The 22,394-nt window shown below is 55.6% G+C and carries 16 protein-coding genes and 1 pseudogene; 9 read left to right on the plus strand and 8 right to left on the minus strand.

All coding sequences use genetic code 11. From position 1 onward, the window contains the following. Positions 1–946 precede the first annotated feature (946 nt). The 7 genes from J2X72_RS20690 to J2X72_RS20720 all read left to right on the plus strand — a co-directional run bounded on the left by J2X72_RS20690 (position 947) and on the right by J2X72_RS20720 (position 8,119). Entirely contained in the window at positions 947–1,981 is a 1,035-nt protein-coding gene (locus J2X72_RS20690) for an ABC transporter substrate-binding protein (protein ID WP_310075066.1), read from the plus strand. Positions 1,982–2,039: 58 nt separating this feature from the next. Beyond that, on the plus strand, positions 2,040–2,894 hold the full coding sequence (locus J2X72_RS20695) for an ABC transporter permease (RefSeq protein ID WP_405044754.1): 855 nt from the start codon (positions 2,040–2,042) through the stop codon (positions 2,892–2,894). Continuing rightward, the gene (locus tag J2X72_RS20700; RefSeq protein ID WP_310075070.1) at positions 2,891–3,670 is read left to right on the plus strand and encodes an ABC transporter ATP-binding protein; all 780 of its coding nucleotides are present in this window, start codon (positions 2,891–2,893) and stop codon (positions 3,668–3,670) included. The genes J2X72_RS20695 and J2X72_RS20700 overlap by 4 nt, the downstream gene beginning before the upstream one ends. After that, the gene (locus J2X72_RS20705; RefSeq protein WP_310075071.1) at positions 3,667–5,019 is read left to right on the plus strand and encodes an LLM class flavin-dependent oxidoreductase; all 1,353 of its coding nucleotides are present in this window, start codon (positions 3,667–3,669) and stop codon (positions 5,017–5,019) included. The genes J2X72_RS20700 and J2X72_RS20705 overlap by 4 nt, the downstream gene beginning before the upstream one ends. Before the next feature lie 429 nt (positions 5,020–5,448). Then, positions 5,449–6,480: a PAS domain-containing protein gene (locus J2X72_RS20710; protein ID WP_310075073.1), complete on the plus strand. Its 1,032-nt coding sequence runs from the start codon at positions 5,449–5,451 to the stop codon at positions 6,478–6,480. A 143-nt stretch (positions 6,481–6,623) separates the two neighbouring features. Continuing rightward, a complete protein-coding gene (locus tag J2X72_RS20715; RefSeq protein ID WP_210003793.1) occupies positions 6,624–7,124 on the plus strand; it encodes a hypothetical protein in 501 nt (166 codons plus the stop codon). Between the two features lie 584 nt (positions 7,125–7,708). Further along, positions 7,709–8,119, plus strand: a complete 411-nt coding sequence (locus tag J2X72_RS20720) for a lysozyme inhibitor LprI family protein (protein WP_310075076.1) — start codon at positions 7,709–7,711, stop codon at positions 8,117–8,119. Positions 8,120–8,367: 248 nt separating this feature from the next. On the opposite strand, the gene J2X72_RS20725 is transcribed toward J2X72_RS20720, so the two are convergent. Further along, positions 8,368–8,769, minus strand: a complete 402-nt coding sequence (locus J2X72_RS20725; protein ID WP_310075078.1) for a hypothetical protein — start codon at positions 8,767–8,769, stop codon at positions 8,368–8,370. Between the two features lie 496 nt (positions 8,770–9,265). Between J2X72_RS20725 and J2X72_RS20730 the strand changes: the two genes are divergently transcribed. Then, a complete protein-coding gene (locus tag J2X72_RS20730; RefSeq protein ID WP_210003943.1) occupies positions 9,266–10,519 on the plus strand; it encodes a GGDEF domain-containing protein in 1,254 nt (417 codons plus the stop codon). Between the two features lie 406 nt (positions 10,520–10,925). Here the strand turns inward: J2X72_RS20730 and J2X72_RS20735 are convergent, their stop codons facing one another. The 3 genes from J2X72_RS20735 to J2X72_RS20745 form a co-directional block, all read right to left on the minus strand. Beyond that, complete coding sequence (locus tag J2X72_RS20735; RefSeq protein ID WP_210003796.1) at positions 10,926–12,164, minus strand: adenylate/guanylate cyclase domain-containing protein; 1,239 nt, start codon at positions 12,162–12,164, stop codon at positions 10,926–10,928. A 759-nt stretch (positions 12,165–12,923) separates the two neighbouring features. Further along, positions 12,924–14,246, minus strand: a complete 1,323-nt coding sequence (locus J2X72_RS20740) for a hypothetical protein (protein ID WP_310075080.1) — start codon at positions 14,244–14,246, stop codon at positions 12,924–12,926. A gap of 102 nt (positions 14,247–14,348) precedes the next feature. Next, a complete protein-coding gene (locus J2X72_RS20745) occupies positions 14,349–15,371 on the minus strand; it encodes an ABC transporter substrate-binding protein (RefSeq protein WP_310075082.1) in 1,023 nt (340 codons plus the stop codon). A gap of 1,080 nt (positions 15,372–16,451) precedes the next feature. Between J2X72_RS20745 and J2X72_RS20750 the strand changes: the two genes are divergently transcribed. Continuing rightward, a complete protein-coding gene (locus tag J2X72_RS20750) occupies positions 16,452–18,299 on the plus strand; it encodes an EAL domain-containing protein (RefSeq protein ID WP_310075084.1) in 1,848 nt (615 codons plus the stop codon). 715 nt (positions 18,300–19,014) lie between these two features. Here J2X72_RS20750 and J2X72_RS20755 read toward each other — a convergent pair. The 4 genes and pseudogenes from J2X72_RS20755 to J2X72_RS20770 form a co-directional block, all read right to left on the minus strand. Then, the gene (locus J2X72_RS20755; protein ID WP_310075086.1) at positions 19,015–19,284 is read right to left on the minus strand and encodes a cyclase; all 270 of its coding nucleotides are present in this window, start codon (positions 19,282–19,284) and stop codon (positions 19,015–19,017) included. Between the two features lie 175 nt (positions 19,285–19,459). Further along, positions 19,460–21,240, minus strand: a pseudogene (locus J2X72_RS20760) (tetratricopeptide repeat protein). A 228-nt stretch (positions 21,241–21,468) separates the two neighbouring features. Continuing rightward, a complete protein-coding gene (locus J2X72_RS20765; RefSeq protein ID WP_210003801.1) occupies positions 21,469–21,849 on the minus strand; it encodes a carboxymuconolactone decarboxylase family protein in 381 nt (126 codons plus the stop codon). Next, positions 21,771–22,343 (minus strand): hypothetical protein, encoded by a 573-nt coding sequence (locus J2X72_RS20770; protein ID WP_310075233.1) that lies wholly within the window; start codon positions 22,341–22,343, stop codon positions 21,771–21,773. The genes J2X72_RS20765 and J2X72_RS20770 overlap by 79 nt, the downstream gene beginning before the upstream one ends. Positions 22,344–22,394: the final 51 nt, after the last annotated feature.

Genomic DNA, 22,394 nt, shown 5'->3' on the forward strand with positions numbered 1-22,394 from the left:
CGAACCAGCTGGTTCCTTGGGCCATTCCAAATCCGCTACGATTGCCCTTAGCTAGAGCCCTTAGGCCAGCTCCAGTCATCCATGGCTCCTGTCGCATTGACTTTATTTGATGTCGAGGTGCAACGTCGGTTCTCAAGCGGCAACCGATCCGGTTGACGGTTACGAGCAAGCGGTCTTCCTTTTGATAAGTCCGGAACAAGGCGACTCTGGCGAAGCCATCGAGACCAGTAGAAACAACGCCGCTTTGATCAGTGGACGCTTCTCGACCACTGCAATCGCGGCAAGGCAGAAGAGACGGGTGTCCGGTTTGAAACTCAGCCGCATACCCCTATGAGCCCTGTCTCAAGTTTAGGGGCAAAATCTCGAATTTAAAGGCAAATATCAGATTTGGAGATAGAGGAATGCCTTTGATTTTGTTGAATTCCTCATCTTCCTCAATCTGTGGGGTGCTTGGTCTGATCAACTGCCCGAAATCGTTTCTCCCCAAGCAAGCCTGACATGTCGGGTTGCTGAATTCGTGGAGCTTTTCGCGCACAGCAGTGGAACAACGCTTGGTGCAGCCCAAATATTCCAGGCAGCGCCCACACGACAGCTGAACCGCCATGCCACTCGGTACCAGGAAGACTATTCGGGTCCTGGGCAATAGATCACTGGAATTGGCCAAGGGCTCAGGGCTAAGGGCAATCGTAGCGGATTTGGAACGGCCCAAGGTTATTAATCTCTGCCATATCAAGGCTGAGCCAGCTGGTTCGCAAACACCACACAGATTGAGGAAGACACTGATTAGGTACAGTACGACAACCACTCGCCCGATTGCATTCGCGGCTTTGAAGGCCCTCACGTCAATAGTTTTCGGTAATGTCGACTAATTTAGTAGAAATTACCTCGCGATCTGCTTGCCATGCACTAGGCTTTTCGTAGTTCAAGCCAACATGGAGTAACCAGAATGACAAAAGGCGTTTACAGGCGCGCGGTGTTTCACGCCGTCGGACTGGCCGTTGCCATGGCTGCCTTTTCTTTGGCATCACACGACGTCGCTAGGGCTGAGGAAGTCACCCTTCCGAAAGACGTGCCTGCCGGGACGAAGATTGTCGTCGCTGACCAGAATGAGAAGCTGCAGACGTTGATGCGGGCATCCGGCGAGCAGCGCAAACTTAGCTTTGAAGCCAACTATGCCAATTTCGCCGGCGGTCCGCAGATCCTTGAAGCCTTCCGCGCCGGAGCGGTGGATCTCGCGACGGTGGGAAATGCCGCCCCCATCCAGGCCCAGGCTGCGGGTGAAGATCTTCCGATTGTCGCCGCGATCACCCAGACCAGAGCCGACTATACTTTCGCCGTCCGTCCCGGGCTCGCAATTAACACGCTTGAGGAACTCAAGGGCAAGAAGATCGCCTATGCCGAGGGTTCCGGCCGCCAGCCTTTTGTTCTCTTGGCGCTGAAACTCGCGGGTCTTTCCCGTGATGATGTCGAACTCGTGCGGCTGCGCGTGCCTGATTTTCAGGATGCAATCCGTACAGGCCAGGTAGATGCTGCGCCGTTGATCGAGCCGCATCTGTCCCGCTACCTTGCGGAGTTCAAGGATGCGAGCGTTATTTCCCCCGCCCAGCACGACCGCCTTCCGCGTGCGCTCAGCTACCTCTATGCCAGCCGTGTCGCTCTTGATGACCCCGCCAAGGCGCCGGCAGTACGCGACTTCGTCGCCCATTGGATCGCGGCGAACCGCTGGTCGAAGCAGAACCCGGATGCCTGGGTCGACGCCTATTACGTCAAGGGCCAAAAACTGACGAAGGCAGAAGGAGAGGCGATCGTAAGGGCCGAAGGTGAGGATGGATTCCCGCTTCTCTCCTCAGTCGTTGGCCGCCAGCAGGAGCTTGCCGATTTGATCTTTGACGCAGGGGACCTCCCCGAGCGTCTCGACGCCTCCAAGGAATTTGATCTGCGCTTCGACGAAGTGATCGCAGCTTCAAACAGCAGCAACTGACGGAACGCAATCAAGGAAACGGCCGATGGAATCTCATTCGCGGATCGTATCGCAAGCGCTGACGACCAGGTGGGATGCTGCTTATTCGGAGGCATCTTCGCAGCTTGACTACAGGCGGCAGAAGGGCGCGTCGGCAAAGCCACGTCTGACGCCGATGCGGCTGAGTTCACGCGGCCTGCTGTTTGGACCTGTCGTCCTTCTCGTGATCTGGGAGATTGCTTCGCTTGCCGGAATTCTCTCACCGCGACATCTCGCAGCCCCTTCGACGGCGCTTACAACCGGCTGGAAGCTTCTTGTCGATGGCACGCTCGGGCCCCATCTCGTGGCGTCGGCCCAGCGCGCCTATGCGGGGCTTGCCGTTGGCGTGGCTATCGGGTTGCTTCTGGCACTCGTCTCGGGCTTGACCCGCATTGGCGAGGCATCGATTGATGGCCTCGTCCAGATCAAGCGCGCGGTGCCGACGCTCGCGTTGATCCCGCTCGCGATCCTGTGGCTCGGCATCGGCGAGGCAATGAAGATCGCCGTCATCTCGCTGAGCGTGGTTATCCCGGTTTACATCAATACGCATGCGGCGCTCCGCGGTATCGATCTCAGGCTGGTAGAACTCGCGCGAACTGTAGGACTTGGCCGCCTGGAGTTCGTTCGCCGCGTAGCGTTGCCAGGCGCCCTCCCCGGCTTTTTCACCGGGCTCCGACTTGCAGTCACCACGTGCTGGACATCTCTTGTCGTGCTCGAGCAGATCAACACGACGAAGGGTATCGGATACCTGATGAACCGCGCCCGCGACTATGGCCAAACAGACATCATCGTCGCGGGCCTCGTCATCTACGCCGTGCTCGGTCTCGTCTCAGACGGGCTGGTCCGGCTCTGGGAACGCAAGGCTCTTTCCTATCGAAAGGTGATCGGCTCATGAACCTTGCAACGAAGTCATCCGGCTGGGAGGCCCGGCCTGTGGCCGTGGAAGCAAGGGGGCTGACGCGGAAATTCTCCGGCAAGACTATTCTTGACAACATCTCGATTGCCATCGCCGAAGGCGAGTTTGTCGCTCTCATCGGCCGCAGCGGGTCCGGCAAAAGCACCCTGCTCAGGGCATTTGCTGATCTCGACGACGATGCGGAGAAGGACGGCCAGCTGTGGCTGCCCGAAAGTTCTTCCGTCCTCTTCCAGGACTCCCGGCTGCTGCCTTGGGAAAACGTGATCCGCAACGTCCAGCTCGGCCTGCATCTGCCTCCCACAGAACTCCGGCAAAAGGCACGTAAGGCGTTGGCCGACGTCGGCCTTTCCGAATGCGAACAGGCGTGGCCGAACACGCTATCGGGCGGCGAAATGCAACGCGCAGCGCTGGCCCGATCGCTTGTTCGCGAACCAAAACTCCTGCTTGCCGACGAGCCGTTTGGCGCGCTCGACGCGCTGACGCGCATCAAAATGCAGGAGTTGCTGCAATCACTCGTCAAGGCCCACAAACCAACGGTTCTGCTCGTCACCCATGACGTAGACGAGGCGCTGGTGCTCGCCGACCGCGTACTCGTTATGGAAGACGGAAGGATCAGCCATGAGCGCTATGTCGACCTTCCATACCCGCGCCGGCAGTCCGACGCACGTTTTGAACAGCTTCGCGCCGAGCTCCTTGCGGCTCTCGGCGTCTCCTCCCCAACAATCAACTTCACCCCCCCGGAGATAGACCCATGAGCCGCCAACTTCATCTCAATCTTTTCGTTAACGGCCGCGGACACCACGAAACCGCCTGGCGACACTCTTCCTCCTCGCCTTTGGCGTTGACCGATATCCGGTACTACGAGGACTTGGCGCGCCGCGCCGAGGCCGCTCTCTTCGATGCCGTGTTCTTTGCCGATGTTCTTGCGATTGGCGAAGGCGTGGAGTTCAGCGCTGCTGGCAAACTGGAGCCGTTGACAACGCTGGCGGCCCTTGCACGCGCCACCGAGAACATCGGTCTCATCGCCACGGCCTCGACGACTTACACGCAGCCTTTCAATTTGGCCCGTCAGTTTGCGTCGCTCGATCATATAAGCAACGGACGCGTCGGCTGGAACATCGTTACGAGCTGGGCGGGAGGCGCGGGTCCGAACTTCGGCTACGACCGTCAGATCGAACACGCCGAGCGCTACGAACGCGCCTTCGAATTCGTCGACGTTGTTACCAAGCTCTGGGACAGCTGGGCCGACGACGCTGTGATCGACGACCGCGACAGCGGCCGCTATGCCGATCCTTCTCGCATCACCCCCGTCGATTATAACGGCAAGTGGCACAGCGTGCGGGGACCACTCAATATTTCCCGAGGTCCGCAGGGACGGCCGGTGTTCGTACAGGCGGGTTCGTCACAGAGCGGAAGACATTTCGCTGCGGCCCACGCCGAGGCGGTCTTCACCGCACATCTGGAGAAGGCGACCGCGATCGAGTTCTATAAGGATCTGAAGACACAGGCCCGGACGCGGGGCCGCGACATCGACCAGCTGGTTATCTTGCCCGGCATCAGCCCGACTATCGGCTCCACTGAAGAAGAAGCGCAGCGCACGGAGCGCGAATTGAACGAACTCTCTGAACCGAGCGTCGGACTCGCGCGCCTTTCCAACAGGTTCAGCGGCTACGATTTCTCGCATCTCAACCTTGATACCGTCCTATCGGTAGATGATTTCCCCGATCCGCTGACGGTTCAGGCGGCGCGAAGCCGAGCCGAGACGATCCTGGCGCTTGTGGCGCGCGAAAGGCCCACGCTGCGCGCCCTGCTGCATAGCCTCGCTGGCGCGCGTGGCCATTTCGCGACATCCGGCACACCGGAGCAGATCGCCCGCATCATGGAGGACTGGTTCCGCTCGGGCGCAGCGGACGGCTTCAATGTGATGCCGCCGATCCTCCCCACGCAGTTCGATCTGTTTGTGTCGGAAGTCGTACCGTTGCTACAGTCGCGCGGGCTCTTCCGCCGCTCTTATAGCGCTTCCACACTTCGCGGCCATCTGGGTCTTGATCGGCCCGAAAGTCAGTATTTCAAGACGGTGCGTCCCGAGGCAATTGCATCGTAAGCAGCATAGCTAAACAGACATCGAAATTGGACTGGCAAAATCTGTGGCCGGGACCGCCGCGCGCTTCGGAGATGCCGCTCGACGTCCTCCGATATGCTACTTAAATTGAACAGCTAACTGTCGTCATTTCGTCTGCGATTCCAGCGGCAGCTTCTGCAGCATCATGGACTATGCCGATGCGAATGACCCGATCCTTAGCGATATTGCTGAAACGAGTGATGCCATCCATCTCTCAGGCGGAGATTGGCTTCCCAAAAGAGAGGCCGCGAAATCATTCCCCGTGAGCAACGAAAATCGAAATGGGCCATGGCATGGCCAAGTCGCGGCGGGAAAATTCAGTGACGGGTTCTCCAACCCACTGCATGCCATCTGAAACCATCTGGTTTGAAAAACGTTCTGGCTCTGGCTTCCATAGAAGGTGTTCGTACATTGTCCGATAGCAAGCGTCGATCAGCCAAACTACATGGTGACCGTCCAGCGGCATCCTCGCAAAGAGGGTACCTGGACCGGAAGGAGCTTGCCGCAAGCGCGTTCGAGCGTACCCGCATGCCCATGGTAATGACCGACGCCCGGCAGCCGGATTTGCCCATCGTTCTTGCCAATCAAGCGTTCCTTGAACTGACAGGCTACAGCGCCGAAGAGGTGGTCGGGCAAAATTGCCGCTTTCTTCAGGGGCCGGGGACATCGCCCGCTGCAGTTGCCGAAGTTCGAATTGCGGTGTCTCAAGAACGCGAAGCCAACGTGGAACTACTGAACTATCGAAAGGACGGTTCGGCATTTTGGAACCAGCTACATCTCAGTCCAATACGCGACGACGACGGGCGATTGCTCTATTACTTCGGCTCGCAGCTCGACGTGACCGAATACCGCAAGGTACAGTACCTTGAAGCAACGGAACATCGGCTGCTCAAAGAAGTCGATCATCGCGCCAAGAATGTATTGGCCGTAGTCGAAGGAATCGTCAGGCTGAGCCGAGCCGACGATGCCGCCTTGTATGCAGCATCCATTCAGCAACGCATTCAGGCTTTGTCGCATGCCCATGCCCTGCTCGCGGAGCGCGGCTGGCAAGAGATCGAGCTCGGTGAGATCATCAGGCGTCAAATGGAATCCTTCGCAAGTGAACGGGTCTCGATGGAAGGACCGGAGATTCTCGTTCCGGCGACGATCGTCCAACCTTTGGCGCTTGTCGTGCATGAATTGCTCATCAACGCGGCCGTGCATGGGTCACTGAGTGCCCCGTCGGGCCGGTTGAACATCCATTGGCAGGAAGTACCGGGACAAGGAGGCTTTAAGCTTCGTTGGCAAGAAACCGGGGGCCGTGCCCCGTCGTCCCGTCGTCAGCCCGGATTTGGTACGGCAATGGTCGGCGCGATGATAGAAAAACAGCTTCTGGGCAAGGTTGAGCGAGAATGGTCCGATGATGGCGTTGTCGTTGATATCCTCGTGCCCATTGAAAGCTGATTGTTGGCAGCACCAACTGTATTACCGGAGCATTAAGCGGCCCCGTGGAGTCAAGCACCTTCGTGGACGTGGGTGTGCGAAGCATCGTTGCGGGCGGTTGCGGTAAACGACGACAGTTTCTAGGACGCTTGCCGGGAATCAATATGCAACCTTGGCAATCCATGTGCAACGCAGCAAATATAGGTACTCTTTTTGGAAAGCCTATGACCGAATTTTGCGTGGCAGAAGCGCAACACCATTTCAGATGGCGCTTACTCCTCGCTTGGCCCCAACCTCGCCATTCAACCGCCGCTACCTACTCCGAAATTACGCTGCCGAACAAGGCCCTGCACCAAAGAGCATTTCAAGTCCCACCTCCTACACTGCGCATTCAGCGGGCGGGCGTTGACAACTCCAACGAGCAGCCGCCAATGATGCACTCCGAACTTCCTTGTGGGCCTCGCGGTTCACCGTTTATGTCTTACGGCTTTGCCGCCGCAGTAAAAAGCGTCCATGTCCATGCCCTCGTTAACAGCGAGCCGGCCAAGCTGCGTGACAAGCGCCAGCCGCAGCTTAGCAATCCAATTGAGAGAAACGCATTCGAGTTTGAAATGGATAAATCTCATGAACTAGTTCGATTCGCCAGCTCTATCCGTCCGCCTTGAAAATCTCGATTAAAGTGACCCACGGGTCGTGGTCGCTTTCAGTTCAGTAGTTGATCTAATGTATTTGCACGCCGATGATAGAGATGTACTTTCCACCCCATAGTGGGCCGACGGTCCCTTCGCCGCGGCCATCGTAAGCTTGCAGGTGATCACTGATGTCCACTCCCAGCATGCGCGCGCGCCGCTCCATTCGTTCGCCGGGCAATTTGCTAGCCTGCTTCACCAAGCGTTCTTAACGCCCTTCACAGTAGGGAATTGTACGAAACATGCTATGGTACATACAGCAATTTAATTCAAAATTTGAAATATAAATAACTCTATTCGCCGATCTGGTTAATATATTCTGTACAGCTGTCCCAGTTTAGTCGTTGTAAAGGAATTGATTGTTGCGTTGTTGCCACAAAATAACCATAGTGCTTGAGCGGCTGATGGATCTGCCTTCCCGCCACCGGCTGGACGAGGGGAATCTGTCAGGCTGTCTTGACACATACGATACCAATTAACGGTCGATCATGCCGTCGACGAACAATATTTGCAAGGAGGCCCCGGCCCGCGACAAGTGGATTTCAAACGGAGGACAATCGATGAAGACCGTAACGCTGGCTGCTGCCATGGTTCTGTCCATGTCGACTTTCGCCTTTGCGCAAGACAAGTGCTACCATGACGCCATGACTCAGGCCGCTATGAACGAGTGCGCCGGTGCTTCACTCAAGAAATCTGACAAAAAGCTCAATGAGCTTTACACACAAATCGAAGCCCGCCTGAAGGACGACGCGAATACCGAGAAGCTTCTTGTTCGGGCACAGCGGGATTGGACCAAATTTCGCGACGCAGAGTGCAATTTCCAGACTTCGCAAGCGGCCGGAGGAAGCATGTTGCCAATGCTCATCGCGCAGTGCATGGACGGCCTGACGCAATCCCGTCTCAAAGCCTTCGAGGGTTACCTGAAATGCGAGGAAGGCGATATGAGCTGCCCCGTTCCGGCCGCGAATTGATATTTAGAGACTTTAAGGAGGGTAGATTGTGAAACCGCCCTAGATCGTCGCTCGCAATAGCCACTGCAGCAATCACGCTATTGGCAGGTTCAATACCGGCTACAGCCCAGGGTGGTATGGGATTCGACGTTAACGTTACACTCTCCCAGAAGGCGGGTGCCAAGCTCGCGGCCGAAAAGGAGGGGATAGTTGTCTTTGTGGCGATCCAACGCGCAACGCCGAGAAGTATGCCGACGAGATCGGCCAAATCAGCCTCGAACAGCACGCCGAGGAAGTGGAGATACCGGGAACAGGTGCCACGCCGTATCAGCGGTGCGAAGGTTGACACGAAGCGTCTCGATTGGCTCGCCGGCCCTGCCAAGGGTACCTGTCTGGCCCATGACCGACAGCACCTCTCCAATTTCAAGGTCGCCACGCAATTGACTGAGCGCGGCCAATTCATGCAAACGTGTTGAGGCTATGCCCTTAGATTGAAGCGAATTGTCATCTTGAGCCCTCATCTTCTTTTGTTTCGTTTCCCGGTTGAATACCGCCGAATCGAATAACGTGCATATGTGTGATTTCCGAATTCTTTGCCACCACATAAGGAGGCGCTTTTGGATCAAAGGCCATTGAAAATGGGCAATTGGTACTGAAATTACAAGCAGCATCCCTCTACCTTCTAGTCTTGTACGAACGCAACCAACTTCTCTCAAGTCCATAGAACTGTTGCCACGGCGATCAACCTCAAGGCGCATAAAACCGAGATGCCACGGGAACCCTGTGTTTGAAAATGCCGATAATGGCGGTTTTCGATTTGTGCCTAAGGAAAGTGATCTTTGACTGGCGGCGGAAGTTCGCCGCAACAGCAAGGCGGCTCCTATAGCTCGCTGCTGTCTTTGTGCTGGAAGTTGCCATCCTGTAGTAGTCGGTGAGCTTCCGCAGCACTCCAAGCGGGTTGTTCTGTTTGTAGGATATTATCCTTCTTTGCCTGCGTTTTCATCGTTACGGTCGATAACGGCCGGAAGGCGCAGTGGCGACGATGCGATAGCGCAACAGATTTTAAAGCGAGTGTAATGATCTAGGATTTGTGACGCAGATGAGCCGGTCGGATCGTGGGATTTTCTCCATCTTTGCTATCAACGAAGTTTACTATAATTGTCTAGCATGCATATCCAGGAGAAGACCGATTCGGCTGTCCTTAGTCCGTTCGATGCGCAAAATGATCCTTTCACTATGGCGGAAGTCGAGCGCCTTCTGGGCGGCCGGACTCGCGATATCTATCTGAAAGACAAAATCAGCGAGCTGTTCCGGCGCCGAATCTGGTCGCAAACTGCCAAGATTATCCGCGCCTGGATGATATGGGTGGCCCTTCTCGACGTATTAACGTTGGCGCTCAACTTGCTCATGCTTCCACGAGCCGTAGCGCTATCCATGATTTTGCCTGGCTCTTTCCTCCCGCCAGTCGCACTAGGCGTGGCTTTTGTCTGGCGCAAACCTCGGGCGCACTGGCTACAGACAGGCGTTTTGATAGCAGGCATGTTTCTCATCCTCCTATCTATTGCATTGGTCGGCGCGAGCGCAGGCGGAGAATTCTACGAACGGCATTTGAGTATTATGCTGTTCGTGGCGATCACAGCGATCATCATCTTCGCAATTCCGCTTTCTTCAACGATAACGATCGCGGGTTTTTCGCTTGGCCTTTATCTTGTTTTTCAGTTGCAGAATCCAAACCTCGAAATTGCGAGCAGTCTGGATGCCACGTTATTTTTTGCAATCGGCATCATCGCGACGATTGTCGCACGGCGGACAATGACCATCCTGGCCCAAAAGACTTTTCTTCTTGAGCTTAGAGATAGGCGGCGAGTCAACCAACTTGCAGAGGCCAATGCCCGGCTTGAGCATCTTGCAAGGACCGATCCTTTAACCGGAATTGCTAACCGACGCTGGATGATGGAAACGCTTGATCAGCTCTGGGGCCATAGCAGGAAATACAGTGGGCAGGTCGCAATGCTGATGTGCGACATCGATGACTTCAAGAACCTTAATGATAAGCTCGGTCATGCCGAGGGCGATCGATGTCTTATCAAGGTGGCCGGTATTATCCAAAGCCACATGAGACGAGAGAGGGATCATGTGGCTCGCTACGGGGGTGAGGAATTTCTAGTCGTTCTTCCGGAGATGGAGGAGCGAAAAGCCTGCGCGCTGGCTGAACGTATTCGAGAGAGCATTGAGGCTGCCGCCCTTTCCAATCCTTCATCAGGCGGATCTAATTGCGTCACGCTCAGCATCGGAGTTGCAGTTCAGGCACCTGGCGGTAGCATCTCGCCGGAACAGCTTCAGCGCCGGGCAGACATGGCTCTTTATCGTGCCAAACAGACCGGTCGCAACCGAGTGGAACTCTACAGACCGGGTGACTGACTTCCCGTACAATGCCAATACCGACCCCATGAAAATCATTCATATTCTTGAGCCCCAGCGGAGATGAAGGCGTTAGTGTTGTCTGTGTCGTTCAGGCTCCTCATTCGATTCTCTCCGTCGCTCCGGCACGTTCTGCTGATACAGGCGGTTGCTCGGTGGGCCCGATCCACCGGACACCATGAGCCTGCCCAAGAAGTATAAGATCGGCTACGCGACCTTTTTTCGACCACGTCCACCCGCAGCTGTTGCGCGCATAGGCAAGAGCTTTTCAACTTGGTCAGCAACGTTTCGCTGAAGTTGAAGATCGGCGGCGTCTATGGGTTTGCTGAAGCGGCTCGGGGCGCATAGCGACATGGAAGGCCGCGCCACAGCTGGCAAGCTGCTGTTGATTCGACTTCGTCGCCTCCTAAGCTTCAACATTTTCTTTTTGGTCAGAGGGAATTCCAAATACACCGATTGGTCTTTCAAGGCCTTTAAGTGTATAGGACCCCAAGCTCTTCACTTGGGTTTTAATCCCAGCCAACTTCACGAAAGCCTCTGAGAGCAGAACCGAATGTCCTATCTGCTTGGTAAGACTCTCGAGGCGTGACGCAATGTTAACAGCTGGCCCAATGACAGTGAAGTCAAGCCGCGATCGCGAGCCGATATTGCCGTACATCACATCTCCTACGTGAACACCGATGCCGTATGCTAGCGGTTCGCGCCCCGCTGCAGAATGCTCTTTATTCAATGCGGTGACCGCTGTCTGCGCTTCGTTGATCGCCTTGAGAAGATCGGCGCATGCTGTGGAATTGGTGAGCGGGAAAATCGCCAGAAGTCCGTCGCCCATGAATTTGAGGATTTCCCCGCCATGCTTCTCAATCGGCTCAGACATCGCGTCAAAATAGCCATTTAGAAGCTCGATGACGTCGTCGCGTGGCCAGGCGTCCGATATGGCAGTGAAATTGCGTAGATCGCAGATCAAAATCGCTGCTCCCACGGTCGATCCGCTGCCACGGCTGGTAGCGCCGGCGAGTATCTGTTCGCTCGCGTGTGGTCCAACATAGGTTTCTAACAACGTGCGCGCCAAACGGTTCTTGAGTCTGATCTCACTGACGAGAGCCAGCGCAGGCAGGACGTCAGCAAACAAGGCCAAGTGATCCTGGCTGAATCCTTGCGGCTTGTCACTGACGAAGCTGACTACGTGCCGCTTGTCCTGAGTATGGATCAGCGGCCACGCAACATAGTCCGTAAGGCCCTCGTTACCCAGCTGCCGCCAGAGTGGATAGCGCGATGCGGCCTGGGTACCGTCATCGATACGTTGCCGCAAGCCGCTTGCCCCGCGTCTGATCTCATATACCGGACTTTCAAGATATTCGGCAGTCTCTTCAACACCGTGTTCAAATGTGTCGATTTTCGCCTCCGTGATCCCTTTACGCCACAAGATCCGGGCCCCGAACCATTGGGGATGCTGGATAGCAAAGTGCAGCGTTGCCCGGCCAAGGGGAACGCCGGAATCTAGTAGCCTCTCGCACATCCCTACAAAGATGTTGTCGATGAAACGTTCGTCCTGGGTATCCATCATCAGCCAGTCGAGAACTTTTCTCCTTTTCACCGGCCAGGCGCCGCTGTCATCCGGCGATGCCAAATCTACTAAAGGCTGCATGACACACGCTCCATTGTTCTGAGTCTGAAGGAAAAACTTGTGTTAACCACATCAAAAGTTCGGACTACATGTGGCCTCCAAGGCTAGATTATAAGATGCTGACAGTGACAATGCGCAGAAAATGCCAAACCCTGTGATCTCGTCGCTGGAGTTGGACTGATACTTTTTTGCTTCGAAAGAAGCGCTGTTTCGCACATGCGAACAGGAAGACGACTGTCCGACCGCCATTACAAGGCACCCACCGAAGCGCTCACGGCAATAGTGCCGATGTTGACATCTTTGGCCCGGCGATTCGTCAAAGGTTTATGAGATCGCAGGAACTATTGCTCGCCTCAGGGATCACCTCAGGTTTTCCAAAAATCCGCTCGATCCTTGCGAACAGATTTGCGGGCACGAAACTCATGATCGTTCCCACGGCGGCTTACAAGGATGGAAACCGGATTACAAGGCCCACTACCGCCCATTTGAACAAATCGGCTTGGAGGTTATTGACTATGATCTCGTCGCCAAGACGTAGCGATCATCTCGGGCGCAGCATCGTGGATTACGGTAGGCTCGAAGAACACCCGCAAAATGCGCGACGTTTGCTTCTCCGTATATGGGCCATTTCATTCTCTCAGACCCTGACCAGGGCCAGTTGCTGCCGGACTGTCGACCTTGGTGACCGTCACCGCTCTCCAAGGTTGATACAGGCAGAGCAGCGATAATGTCATGCTCGGCGCGCGATCAAGTCGGCTTCGGTACGAAACCGTTGGACCACTACAATGCTGGAAAACGCTTGTTCGCCCAGTTGGCAACGTAATCGTAAAGATTGCGCGTTGCATTATCGTAGGAAACACCGGTTTGCTCCGAGCAAGGTTTGCATGGCGTCATCCCGTGAACCGCGCCTTCGACGACGACGAAATCCTTGTCTTTGCTGGCCGACAGATCGAAGATCGTCTCGCCGTCCTTGATGAAATAATGCCCGCCCATCGCCATAACCAGCATCGGCACGCTGATCGATTGGACGGCGCACAGTGTCGAATTGTTGCTGGAGCAGATATCGATGTCGTTTAGCGCGTCCTTGGATCGGATGGCATTCGCACTGAGGAACGATTTCACCGTCAGGAACAATGCGCCGCCGTTCAGGCTCGTATCTACCTTGGCGTTTTTCGGTGTCGACACACGAACGGAACGGACCACCTCCGTCGATATGGAGCCGTCGTTCTTCAGCAATTTCTCCGGTCGCTCCGTGCAGCACCAGACATCCGTGGAAATATCAGAAAGTCTTGCCCTGTCGCGGAAGGCGATGAAAGGCGCATCGTCGCCGCGCTGATCCTTTCCGGATTTGAGATCGGCTTGCATTTGCTGGGCCCTGTCAATAAGCCGGTTCATACGCGCCGACTGCGCCTTGGAGTAGCGATCGATGAATTCTGCCGAATAGTGTGAATCACCTTTCGCGTTGAAGCCATTCTGCGGGCTGAAGGGATCGAGGGCGGGATCAAGATCGTCAGGTTTGCCTTCGTTGGTCACAGCCGGATTGAGGCTACGCAGGGTATTTATGGTGTTACCGGGATGCGCATCGAGAAGCACCATGCCGTCAGCCTTCGGCAGAGCGGCGACATCGTCATTGCTGCATTTGGAGAGCTTGTCCGGTCCATTGCAGTAGGATGGTCCTTTTTCTGCGACGGCCTGATAGTAGGTTGTGCTCGGCCCCCCACCCGAATGGCCGATCAGAATCACCGCCTTGATCCCCGGCTGCTGTTTCAAAAACGCCACGCCCTGCCTGATATCAAGGGCAATTTCTTCGAAATTGACCGCAGCCTCGTTATTGTCAGAACGCGGGTTCATGCCAAGTACCATGAAACCGCGCTGCGAAAGTTCCTTGGTTGCGATCATGCTCATGAAATTTGATGTACGGTGGATGGCAAGGAATGCTACTGGCGACGTCTTGCCGGAATCCGGCTTGTAGAGCGCCCCCTTTGTGGCGCTCGGGGAAAACTGGATATATTCCGGATGGCTTTGTGCCTCGGCAAGGCTACAAGCGGTCAAGCCAGCGGCAAGCACCAAGGCGAACTTCAGCATTTTATTGATGAAAAGCATGCGTCTCCTCCAAAAAATCGCCTAACACCAACTCCCATCCTTCAGATCTGGGCAATTGGGATTCAAGCAAACGAAGCGTTGATGACGTCGAGACCGCCGACGTCACTTGTTGTAAAGCGCGTCGATAAAGCCGCCCTTGTCCAACTCGGTAACGAAGCTGGCATCGTAGAAATGCTCAGCCTCGTAGCGCCGCATTTCGCGGTGGTTGAAGAGGTTCTTCACGAGCTTGATGCCGTCAACCGCTGGATAGGGCTTTTTCGGTGAGGCGACGACCTGCGCATACATGTCGTCCTCCTGCTTGGTATCGTAAATTCCGTACCATTTTGCGAGCGCCGCCCGGACGACGTTCTCATCCGACTTCATCGGGGCGTAGGCTTCGACCGTCGCCTTTACGAAGCGCATAACGCTGTCACGATTGGCGGCGAGCCACTTGCGCTCGACATTGATCCCGGAACCGGCCAGCGGGATTTTATAATCGGTCAGATTGACGAGATCCCTGGCACCGTTCTTGTCGGCCATCGTATAGTAGATTTCGCTACCGATAAACGCGTCAACCTTGCCCTCCTTGAGAGCCGAATAGGCCATGCCCTCACCCATCAGCGAGATGTCGTCATCTGCGCTCCAACCCTTTTGCCGCAAGAATGCCAAGGCCATCAGATGACTGACCGAACCGTAACTCGAATAACCGAGCCTCTTGCCCTTCAGATCATCAACCGAGCTCAACGCCTTTGACGCGATGATATGGAAGCGCGCCGTGCTGTCAGTGGTGGCGATGATGACCCTGTCGGTCGAACGGGCGTCCGTGGTCATAGAAACTATCAGCGGACTGCCGCCGCCAATCGAGATTGGCGCACGCTCGTCCTCTTCATCCGTGCCAATGAAACTCTGAGGCGCATTGATGCCGCTGCGGCTGATGCGAGAGGCGACATTTTCGGTGATGAACTGATGGATATTCAGATCATATTTGGCGTAGATTTCGTTGTCAGCCGCGACAAGGAATGCGACTTTGTTCAAAGAGACATCCCCAAGCGCAACATCGATCCTTGTGAGGTCTTCCGCCCGGGATGCACCGACGGCCGATGCCATTGCGACCAGGATCAGAAGGAAACGCGAAGCAGCTGTCATGATGACCTCCATATCATTTCAATTGCCGGTTGACGCGAATGACGCTCGTGATGAGCCGATCGCAATTTCTCGCCTGCGTCACGCAGTAAGAACCACAGGGGACTGTCATATTCCTCTTCCATCGCTCCGTTCCAACTCAGCTCGTTGGTTCTTCTATATGGAACGTCGGTCCATATTCCGAAACGTATTTTCGTTTAGGACGTCTGTCAACGCCGGGTGACACGCACTATTGCGTTATTTGGCGATTTGATGGTTTACCTGTCTGACTGGAGTGGCCAGCGTGTTGCGTGAGAACTTTCAAGGTAAGCGGCTTTTCTGTTGAGTCCCGTGCGTGCCAAAAAATCTACAATCGTTGATCAGCAGCAAAGGTGTTTAGCTTTGAATGTCGGCCGCGCCGGGCCAGAAGGACGTCGGGCATATTATCCCCGTGAGTTCATTGAGTGAGCAAACTGGAGAACGCGTCCTCTCGCCAAGTAAGGCAATCTTCCGCCACATGTGGCTGGCGCTTAGCCATACTGACGATACGAGGAAATAGAAGGCGCCGAGGCCGACGACGCCAGTTTCCGAGGTGACGACGTTGATCGAACGAAGTCCATGCGAATCCACGATAAAACCGAACGCCGCAGCCGGACGGCCTGATCTCCGTGACTTCGGGCTGACCAACGGTCAAACTGGGGAACCTTCTTGAGGACGAAACCGGCACCTGGCGATTTCGACGAATTCGATACGTACCGTCGTTAAAGTAGCACCCGAACGCGGGAGCCGCTCCGCACGCAGATGCCCGATGTTGTTGCGATCGAACCATGATCGCTTCGGAATTCGTGGCTAATCGGGACGTCAGGGTACTGACCCATGCTTGAACTTGACATATCACGAGTCGTCACTAGATACATGCCCATTTAACGCTAATAGGTGACAATGCCTTTGGAACAGTTCTTGTCCGCGCGCTTCTCCATTGCAGACCACACTTGATGGACGACTGAAGTTAAGTGAACAACAATCGTCTGCTCATGTTATCTTTACGGATAAGAGGTAGTATTGCACGACCCGTGCGAAAATCCCTTTAATGTGGAAAACTGTATGAAGCCTGGCGTCAGTGACCTCCTGCTCCATATTCAGAATGAAATTCTGGAAGCTGTGGCCTCTGGTGATCCACTGCGCGACATTGCCGATTTGCTGTGTCGTAGGATCGAGAATCTAGTTCCAACCATCGTATGCTCAGTGCTTACAGTTGACCCGGACCAAAAGCTTCACCCCCTGGCTGGGCCAAGCCTGCCTGACGCCTATTGTGAGGCGCTCGACGGCATCCAAGCCGGCCCCTCCGTGGGGTCATGCGGAACGGCAGCCTACCGAGGCGAAGCCGTGATCGTTTCTGACATAGATTCCGATCCGCTCTGGGCTGATTTCAAGGCTTTGGCCCTGCCACTTGGACTTCGAGCCTGCTGGTCCACTCCCGTAACGTCGCGCAATGGACGCGTGGTGGGCACATTTGCTTTCTATTACAAAACAGTCCGAACGCCTGATGAACTGGAGAGGCGAATCGTTCAGACCTGTGTTCATCTTTGCGCAATTGCCATTGAGCATAAAGAGGTGCAGGCGCGCGATTACAAGCTCGCATACTTTGACGCGCTGACCGGGCTCTCCAATCGAAGCCGCTTTGATGAGATGCTTTGCGGGCGGGTTCATGACCAAGCCAATTTCGGGCTTCTTCTGGTAGATATCGATCACTTGAAATCTGTCAATGATACCATGGGACACCTGGTAGGCGACTTCCTGATCAAAAGTGTGGCCAACATGATTGGCAAGGACCGTCCGGGGGAAACAGCGTTCCGGCTGGGCGGGGACGAATTTGCAGTCATCATTGATGGTGTCACAACTGCAGAGGGTCTGGCTGCCGCCGCTCAAGACGTTCTCCACAGAACCAGCGGTCCCGCAACTGCTGGATTGGATACACTTTTTCCCAGCGTCACCATCGGTGGGGCCCTGTTTGGATCCGATGGCGTTGAAGCAAATACGTTGCGGCAGAATGCTGATTTTGCCCTTTACCACGCCAAGGAGACAGACAGGGGGGGCTACGTTCAATTTCGTTCCGAGCTTCGCACGTCGATTGTCGACCGTATCCGCGTAATCCGCAACGTGGACGCTGCGTTGGCTGAGGGCCGCATAGCGGCATATTACCAACCAATCGCGCAGCTGGCGTCATCAGAAATTGTGGGCCTGGAAGCTTTGGTCCGCATGACTGGTCTACAAGGCGGTCTGTCCCCTGCGGGCGATTTTGCTGCTGCGTTCTCAGATACCAAGATAGCCTCGCGTATTACTGAGAAAATGCTGAACCAGGTTGCGTCGGACATTCGCGAATGGTTGGATCTCGGAATCCCCGTGGAGCACGTCGGCATTAACGTGACGACGGGGGACTTTCAATACGGAAATCTCCAGGCGAAGATCGAAGCATGCTTCGCCAAGCAAAATGTTCCGCTCAAGCACATTGTACTGGAGGTAACCGAGTCTGTATTTATGGGCGGCAGCGACCAGTTCGTGGCTAAAGCGGTAAAGCGGCTGCGCGATAAAGGACTGCTTGTTGCACTTGATGATTTCGGCACGGGATACGCCTCCCTTACCCATCTGATAAGCTTCCCGGTCGATGTCATAAAAATCGATCGGTCCTTCGTGGCGGCATTGGCCAATGAAAAAGCAAGTTCAGTCATTGTCGCAGCTATCATGGACATGGCCAACCGGTTGGGCATGCGCGTGATTGCAGAGGGTATCGAAACTCTCGAACAGGTGCGCCAACTGAGCGAGCTCGGTTGCCAGTTCGGTCAAGGATATCTTTTCGGCAAAGCGGTCTCGGCGGCAGACATGGGGGAACTCTTACTCGAGCAACATCGCAGGGCGCATATGCGATCCGGCAGCTACCCATCCTGGCATTAGCGCAGAAAAATTGCACAATGCGGGCAGGCGTCGCTTTGCCTTTAGTTCGGTTCATCCTCAATTTCTGTGGTTCAGCGGCAGCATCCTTGCCCTCATCATTTCTGGGCCGGCGCGACCTGCGGCGCCTGCGTGCGAAGTTCTGGATAATGACCTTGCATTGCCCGCCACCCTCTGTTGAATTTGGCGCTGGAATCGGCGAAAATTTGTCCGTAATCATATATCTTGCCCAACGGCCCTGATCTGCGGTCTGGGAAGCAAAGGCGCGCACGACACGGATGCTATGAACTCTTGAAATTCGACAAAGCCTCGCGCAGGCGCGCTTGAACTTGCGCATAAGCGGGTCGGCATTGGTGTGACAAACACCAGTGCGATGACGCTCTCCTTCTTTGCTGCCAATGGTCTCCGTCTCAAGATGCCGAAGCAAGGAATGTAGGGTCACGCCGGCCTAGAACTGATGAGGGCGAGAATGCTGCCGCTGAATCACAAAAATTGAGGATGAATGCCTTTAGAGAAAAGCGACACTGGCGCATAAGCGCGATCGCGCATGAATGTTCTGGCGAAATCCAATTTGCGGCAATGCTCTGCTCGCACTTGCTGGTTCGCTTGCCTGCTATTCTGTCAGAATACGGTGCCGGCAACTCTGCTCGGAATTCCATAGCTGGCATGCCAATGCAAGCCACGGGACGTGTCCCCGTGCGAAGACTTGCGCCCTCCGTCAAACCTTTTGGGTAAACCAGACTGCCGGTGTGCCGACCACTCCCCCGCTTTGCATGGCCTTTGTCAGGTCTTCAAGCTTGGTGAAGGCCTGAGCTGCTTCCAACGTCGCGAATTCGTGTGTCACAGTGACGTCGTTTGGGTTATCGGTGGCTTGGTAGACTGCCTCAGCCGTGACACCGTTTGCCTCCTGTACCGACGAAAAAGCATCATAAATTGCTCGCCAACTCTTATAATCAGAGACCGTATGCCTCACAAATACCGTCGTCATGTTGTCCTCCTTCTTTGCGTTTAAATTGCCATTCCGGCGTTAATTGTTTGATTTGGAACTGATATCTGCAGATGACCCAAGGTCGAACGCCTGCTGCGGAATTGTCGTGCAGCGCACGGTTTGGGCATCTAGCCTATATTCGCCCTTCTCATTAACGCATCGGCTGTGGAGGGCGTCAAACTGTCAGTCCCACCTTGCGAAGGCCTTCTATGCGGCGCTCAAAGTCATCCGGGTTCTGAAACGGAAGGACGCGGCGGCGGCGTTCAACGGGAAATGTAGGATTGAGCTGAATGGCCTGTTCCCAGGCCTTGAGGCTCTCAGGTCGTCCAAGGTGGCCATAGCAAGAAGCGAGCAGGGCATGGGCGATGTCCGACTGAGGGTTGCGTGCGAGCCGCTCCTGAGCGCGCCAACAGCTTTCTCATAGTCGCCGAGGGAAAAGTGCGCATCGGCGAGAAATTGCAGCAGGACTTCCGGGTAGTGCGGGTCCAACTGCATCGAAACAGCAAGCGTATCGAGCGCAGCTGCTGGATCGCCAGAAAATATCTGGATATGGGCCAATAGCATGAGGAGGTCGATTGAGTTGGGGGAAAGCGCAAGTCCCCGTTGCACCTCTGCCCGAGCACGGTCAAGATCCCGGCTCCACATGCAAGCCATGCCCAGGGCGAAGTGACCATTGGGTTGTTGCTCGTCCATTTCGACCGCCCGATGTGCGAGCTCCAATCCGGTCCGCAGTGAGTTCTCCGGCTCGGTGCTCCAGGCGTTAGTGTAATCAAGCACATGCGTGAAGGCGATGAGGGCGTGGGCCGCCGCATATGCCGAATCGACAGCGATTGCCGCCCATGCCAAGTTGCGCGCCGCAATGTTTCCAGGTCTGGTGCAAGCCAAGCTCTGCTCGCGGCTGCGCAACAGGAATTCGTACGCCTCAATGGCTACCGCGCGCTCACGGGCCGGCTGAACTCGCTCGCTAGCCGTGAGCCTGAGCTTGAGGGCAGACACGATTTCCTGAGTGAGTTCATCCTGAACCGCAAAAATATCGGTGAGGCCACGATCGAAGCGGCTGGCCCAGACATGTCCGCCACTCGTTGAATCGATCAATTGCGCTGTAACCCGAACCCTGTTGTCCGCTTTGCGTACGCTGCCTTCAAGCAGGTAGCGGACACAGAGGGCCTTGGCCATGTCCGGAACGGAAACCGACGCCTTATTATATACGAAGGATGAGTTGCGGGCGATCACGTGCCATTCAGACAGCTTCGAAAGGTCCGTGATAATGTCTTCGCTTATACCGTCGGAGAAGTATTCCTGCTTTGCGTCGCCGCTCATGTTGTTGAACGCAAGCACGGCTATGGAGGGTTTGTCAGGAATTGGGGGTGAGGCTGAAGGTCCTCCTGAGGCGTGGGCCTGTGCTGATGCCGCGGATTTCGGCTGGGCTGGCATGCCAACTTGGAGCGAATAAACCCGCACCGGGTCGGTGATGTTCTTGAGCTGCATTGCACCGCGGTCGTCGATGACCAGATCGAGCCTGGACTTGACCTGCCAGTAGGCCTGCTCGGAGAGACAGATGCACCCGGGCTCGCAAATGCCTTCAAGGCGTGCGGCAATATTGACGCTGTCACCCATTAGATCCCCGTCGCTCTCCTCCACAACGTCGCCCAGATGGATGCCGATGCGGAATTCAATGCGGCGGTCGGGCGGCAGGCCTGCATTGCGCTCCACCATAGCATTTTGCACTTCGATCGCACAGCGTACGGCGTCCACGACGCTGCGGAATTCGACGAGGCTTCCATCGCCGGTTCGTTTGACCACGCGGCCATGATGCACGGCGATCGTAGGATCGATCAAATCGCTGCGCAGGGCCCGCAACCTTGCCAGGATGCGATCCTCGTCGGCACCGGCGAGCCGACTGTAGCCGACCACATCGGAAACCAGGATTGCTGCTATCTTCCGCATCTCGCCCATGTAGCGCCAGTCTCCCTTGGACCAGACTACCACAAAGTCCAAGCCAACACTTCCCACGTTCGATTTTGTATAGGAAGCAAGCCTTTCAACAAGCCATCGGTGCGGGCCTGGTGGGCAACGGTCAGGTGCGATTGTGTCAGACAGATGAAAGATGGAACTGCATCAAGCCGGTTCGACGGACCAAAGATGGACTGAATGGATGTGCCAAGAGAGAGGCACGATCCTCCGCTATTCGGTGTCGAGACCATTCAGCACCTCGCGTGCAATCCTAAAGCTGTCAACCATCGCTGGAACGCCGCAATAGATGCCTACCTGCAAGAGGATTTCCTTGATCTCGTCCTTGGTGAGGCCGTTGTTAATCGCACCTCGAACATGCGCAGCCAATTCATGCGGACGATTGAGGGCGCTGATCATGGCGAGGTTGATGGTGGACCTTGTCTTGCGGTCAAGTCCCTCCCGCGCCCAAACTTCACCCCAGCAATAGGTAGTGACCAGCTGTTGCAGGTCCTGCGTGAAATCGTCTGCCTGGGCTAATGCTTTGTCCACATAGCTATCGCCAAGTGTTTCCCGGCGTATGCGAAGGCCTTTGTCATAGGTAGCCTGATCCATCTGCACTTCTCCTGTTCATTGATTGGACGCGAGCTTGCGCATCTCGGAAGACGGCGCCAATTCGGAGCGTTCGCGTCCAGACCGACAATGTCGAAACATTCCGATCCGTCAAGGCCAAGATCGGAAACGTTGACCGGCTGGGCAAACTGGCAAGGCATCACGCCTATTCCCACCAGATTGCTGCGGTGGATGCGTTCGAAACTATTGGCAATAACGGCACGTACTCCGAGTAGCCGTGTTGCCTTCGCCGCCCAGTCGCGGGCGCTGCCTGTACCGTACTCATGACCGGCTATGACGATCAGTGGCACAGCGTCCGCCTCATAGCGTAGAGCAGCAGCATAGATGCTCATGCGTTCGCCACCCGGTTGGTAGGCGGTAATTCCACCCTCCACCTCAGGCGCCATGAGGTTGCGCAGTCGCTGATTGCCAAATCCGCCCCGCATCATGATCTCATGGTTCATGCGCCGCGCAACAGAGGCGGCTCCAGTCGAGATGGGATGATTGACAGATTAGACAATCCGTTCAAACAGGGGCTTGTTCCTCGA

Origin of the sequence: Phyllobacterium sp. 1468 (genome assembly GCF_031455525.1) — a bacterium.
In the GTDB taxonomy this organism is placed as follows: Bacteria; Pseudomonadota; Alphaproteobacteria; order Rhizobiales; family Rhizobiaceae; genus Phyllobacterium.

Excerpts from the sequence above, each read along its gene's own strand:
- J2X72_RS20735 (WP_210003796.1), bottom strand. The coding sequence starts at position 12,164 with ATGCAGCCTTTAGTAGATTTGGCATCGCCGGATGACAGCGGCGCCTGG.
- J2X72_RS20725 (WP_310075078.1), bottom strand. The coding sequence starts at position 8,769 with ATGCTGCTTGTAATTTCAGTACCAATTGCCCATTTTCAATGGCCTTTG.
- J2X72_RS20745 (WP_310075082.1), bottom strand. The coding sequence starts at position 15,371 with ATGACAGCTGCTTCGCGTTTCCTTCTGATCCTGGTCGCAATGGCATCG.
- J2X72_RS20700 (WP_310075070.1), top strand. The coding sequence starts at position 2,891 with ATGAACCTTGCAACGAAGTCATCCGGCTGGGAGGCCCGGCCTGTGGCC.
- J2X72_RS20730 (WP_210003943.1), top strand. The coding sequence starts at position 9,266 with ATGCATATCCAGGAGAAGACCGATTCGGCTGTCCTTAGTCCGTTCGAT.
- J2X72_RS20755 (WP_310075086.1), bottom strand. The coding sequence starts at position 19,284 with ATGACGACGGTATTTGTGAGGCATACGGTCTCTGATTATAAGAGTTGG.
- J2X72_RS20690 (WP_310075066.1), top strand. The coding sequence starts at position 947 with ATGACAAAAGGCGTTTACAGGCGCGCGGTGTTTCACGCCGTCGGACTG.
- J2X72_RS20720 (WP_310075076.1), top strand. The coding sequence starts at position 7,709 with ATGAAGACCGTAACGCTGGCTGCTGCCATGGTTCTGTCCATGTCGACT.
- J2X72_RS20740 (WP_310075080.1), bottom strand. The coding sequence starts at position 14,246 with ATGCTTTTCATCAATAAAATGCTGAAGTTCGCCTTGGTGCTTGCCGCT.
- J2X72_RS20705 (WP_310075071.1), top strand. The coding sequence starts at position 3,667 with ATGAGCCGCCAACTTCATCTCAATCTTTTCGTTAACGGCCGCGGACAC.
- J2X72_RS20715 (WP_210003793.1), top strand. The coding sequence starts at position 6,624 with ATGCAACCTTGGCAATCCATGTGCAACGCAGCAAATATAGGTACTCTT.
- J2X72_RS20750 (WP_310075084.1), top strand. The coding sequence starts at position 16,452 with ATGAAGCCTGGCGTCAGTGACCTCCTGCTCCATATTCAGAATGAAATT.
- J2X72_RS20765 (WP_210003801.1), bottom strand. The coding sequence starts at position 21,849 with ATGGATCAGGCTACCTATGACAAAGGCCTTCGCATACGCCGGGAAACA.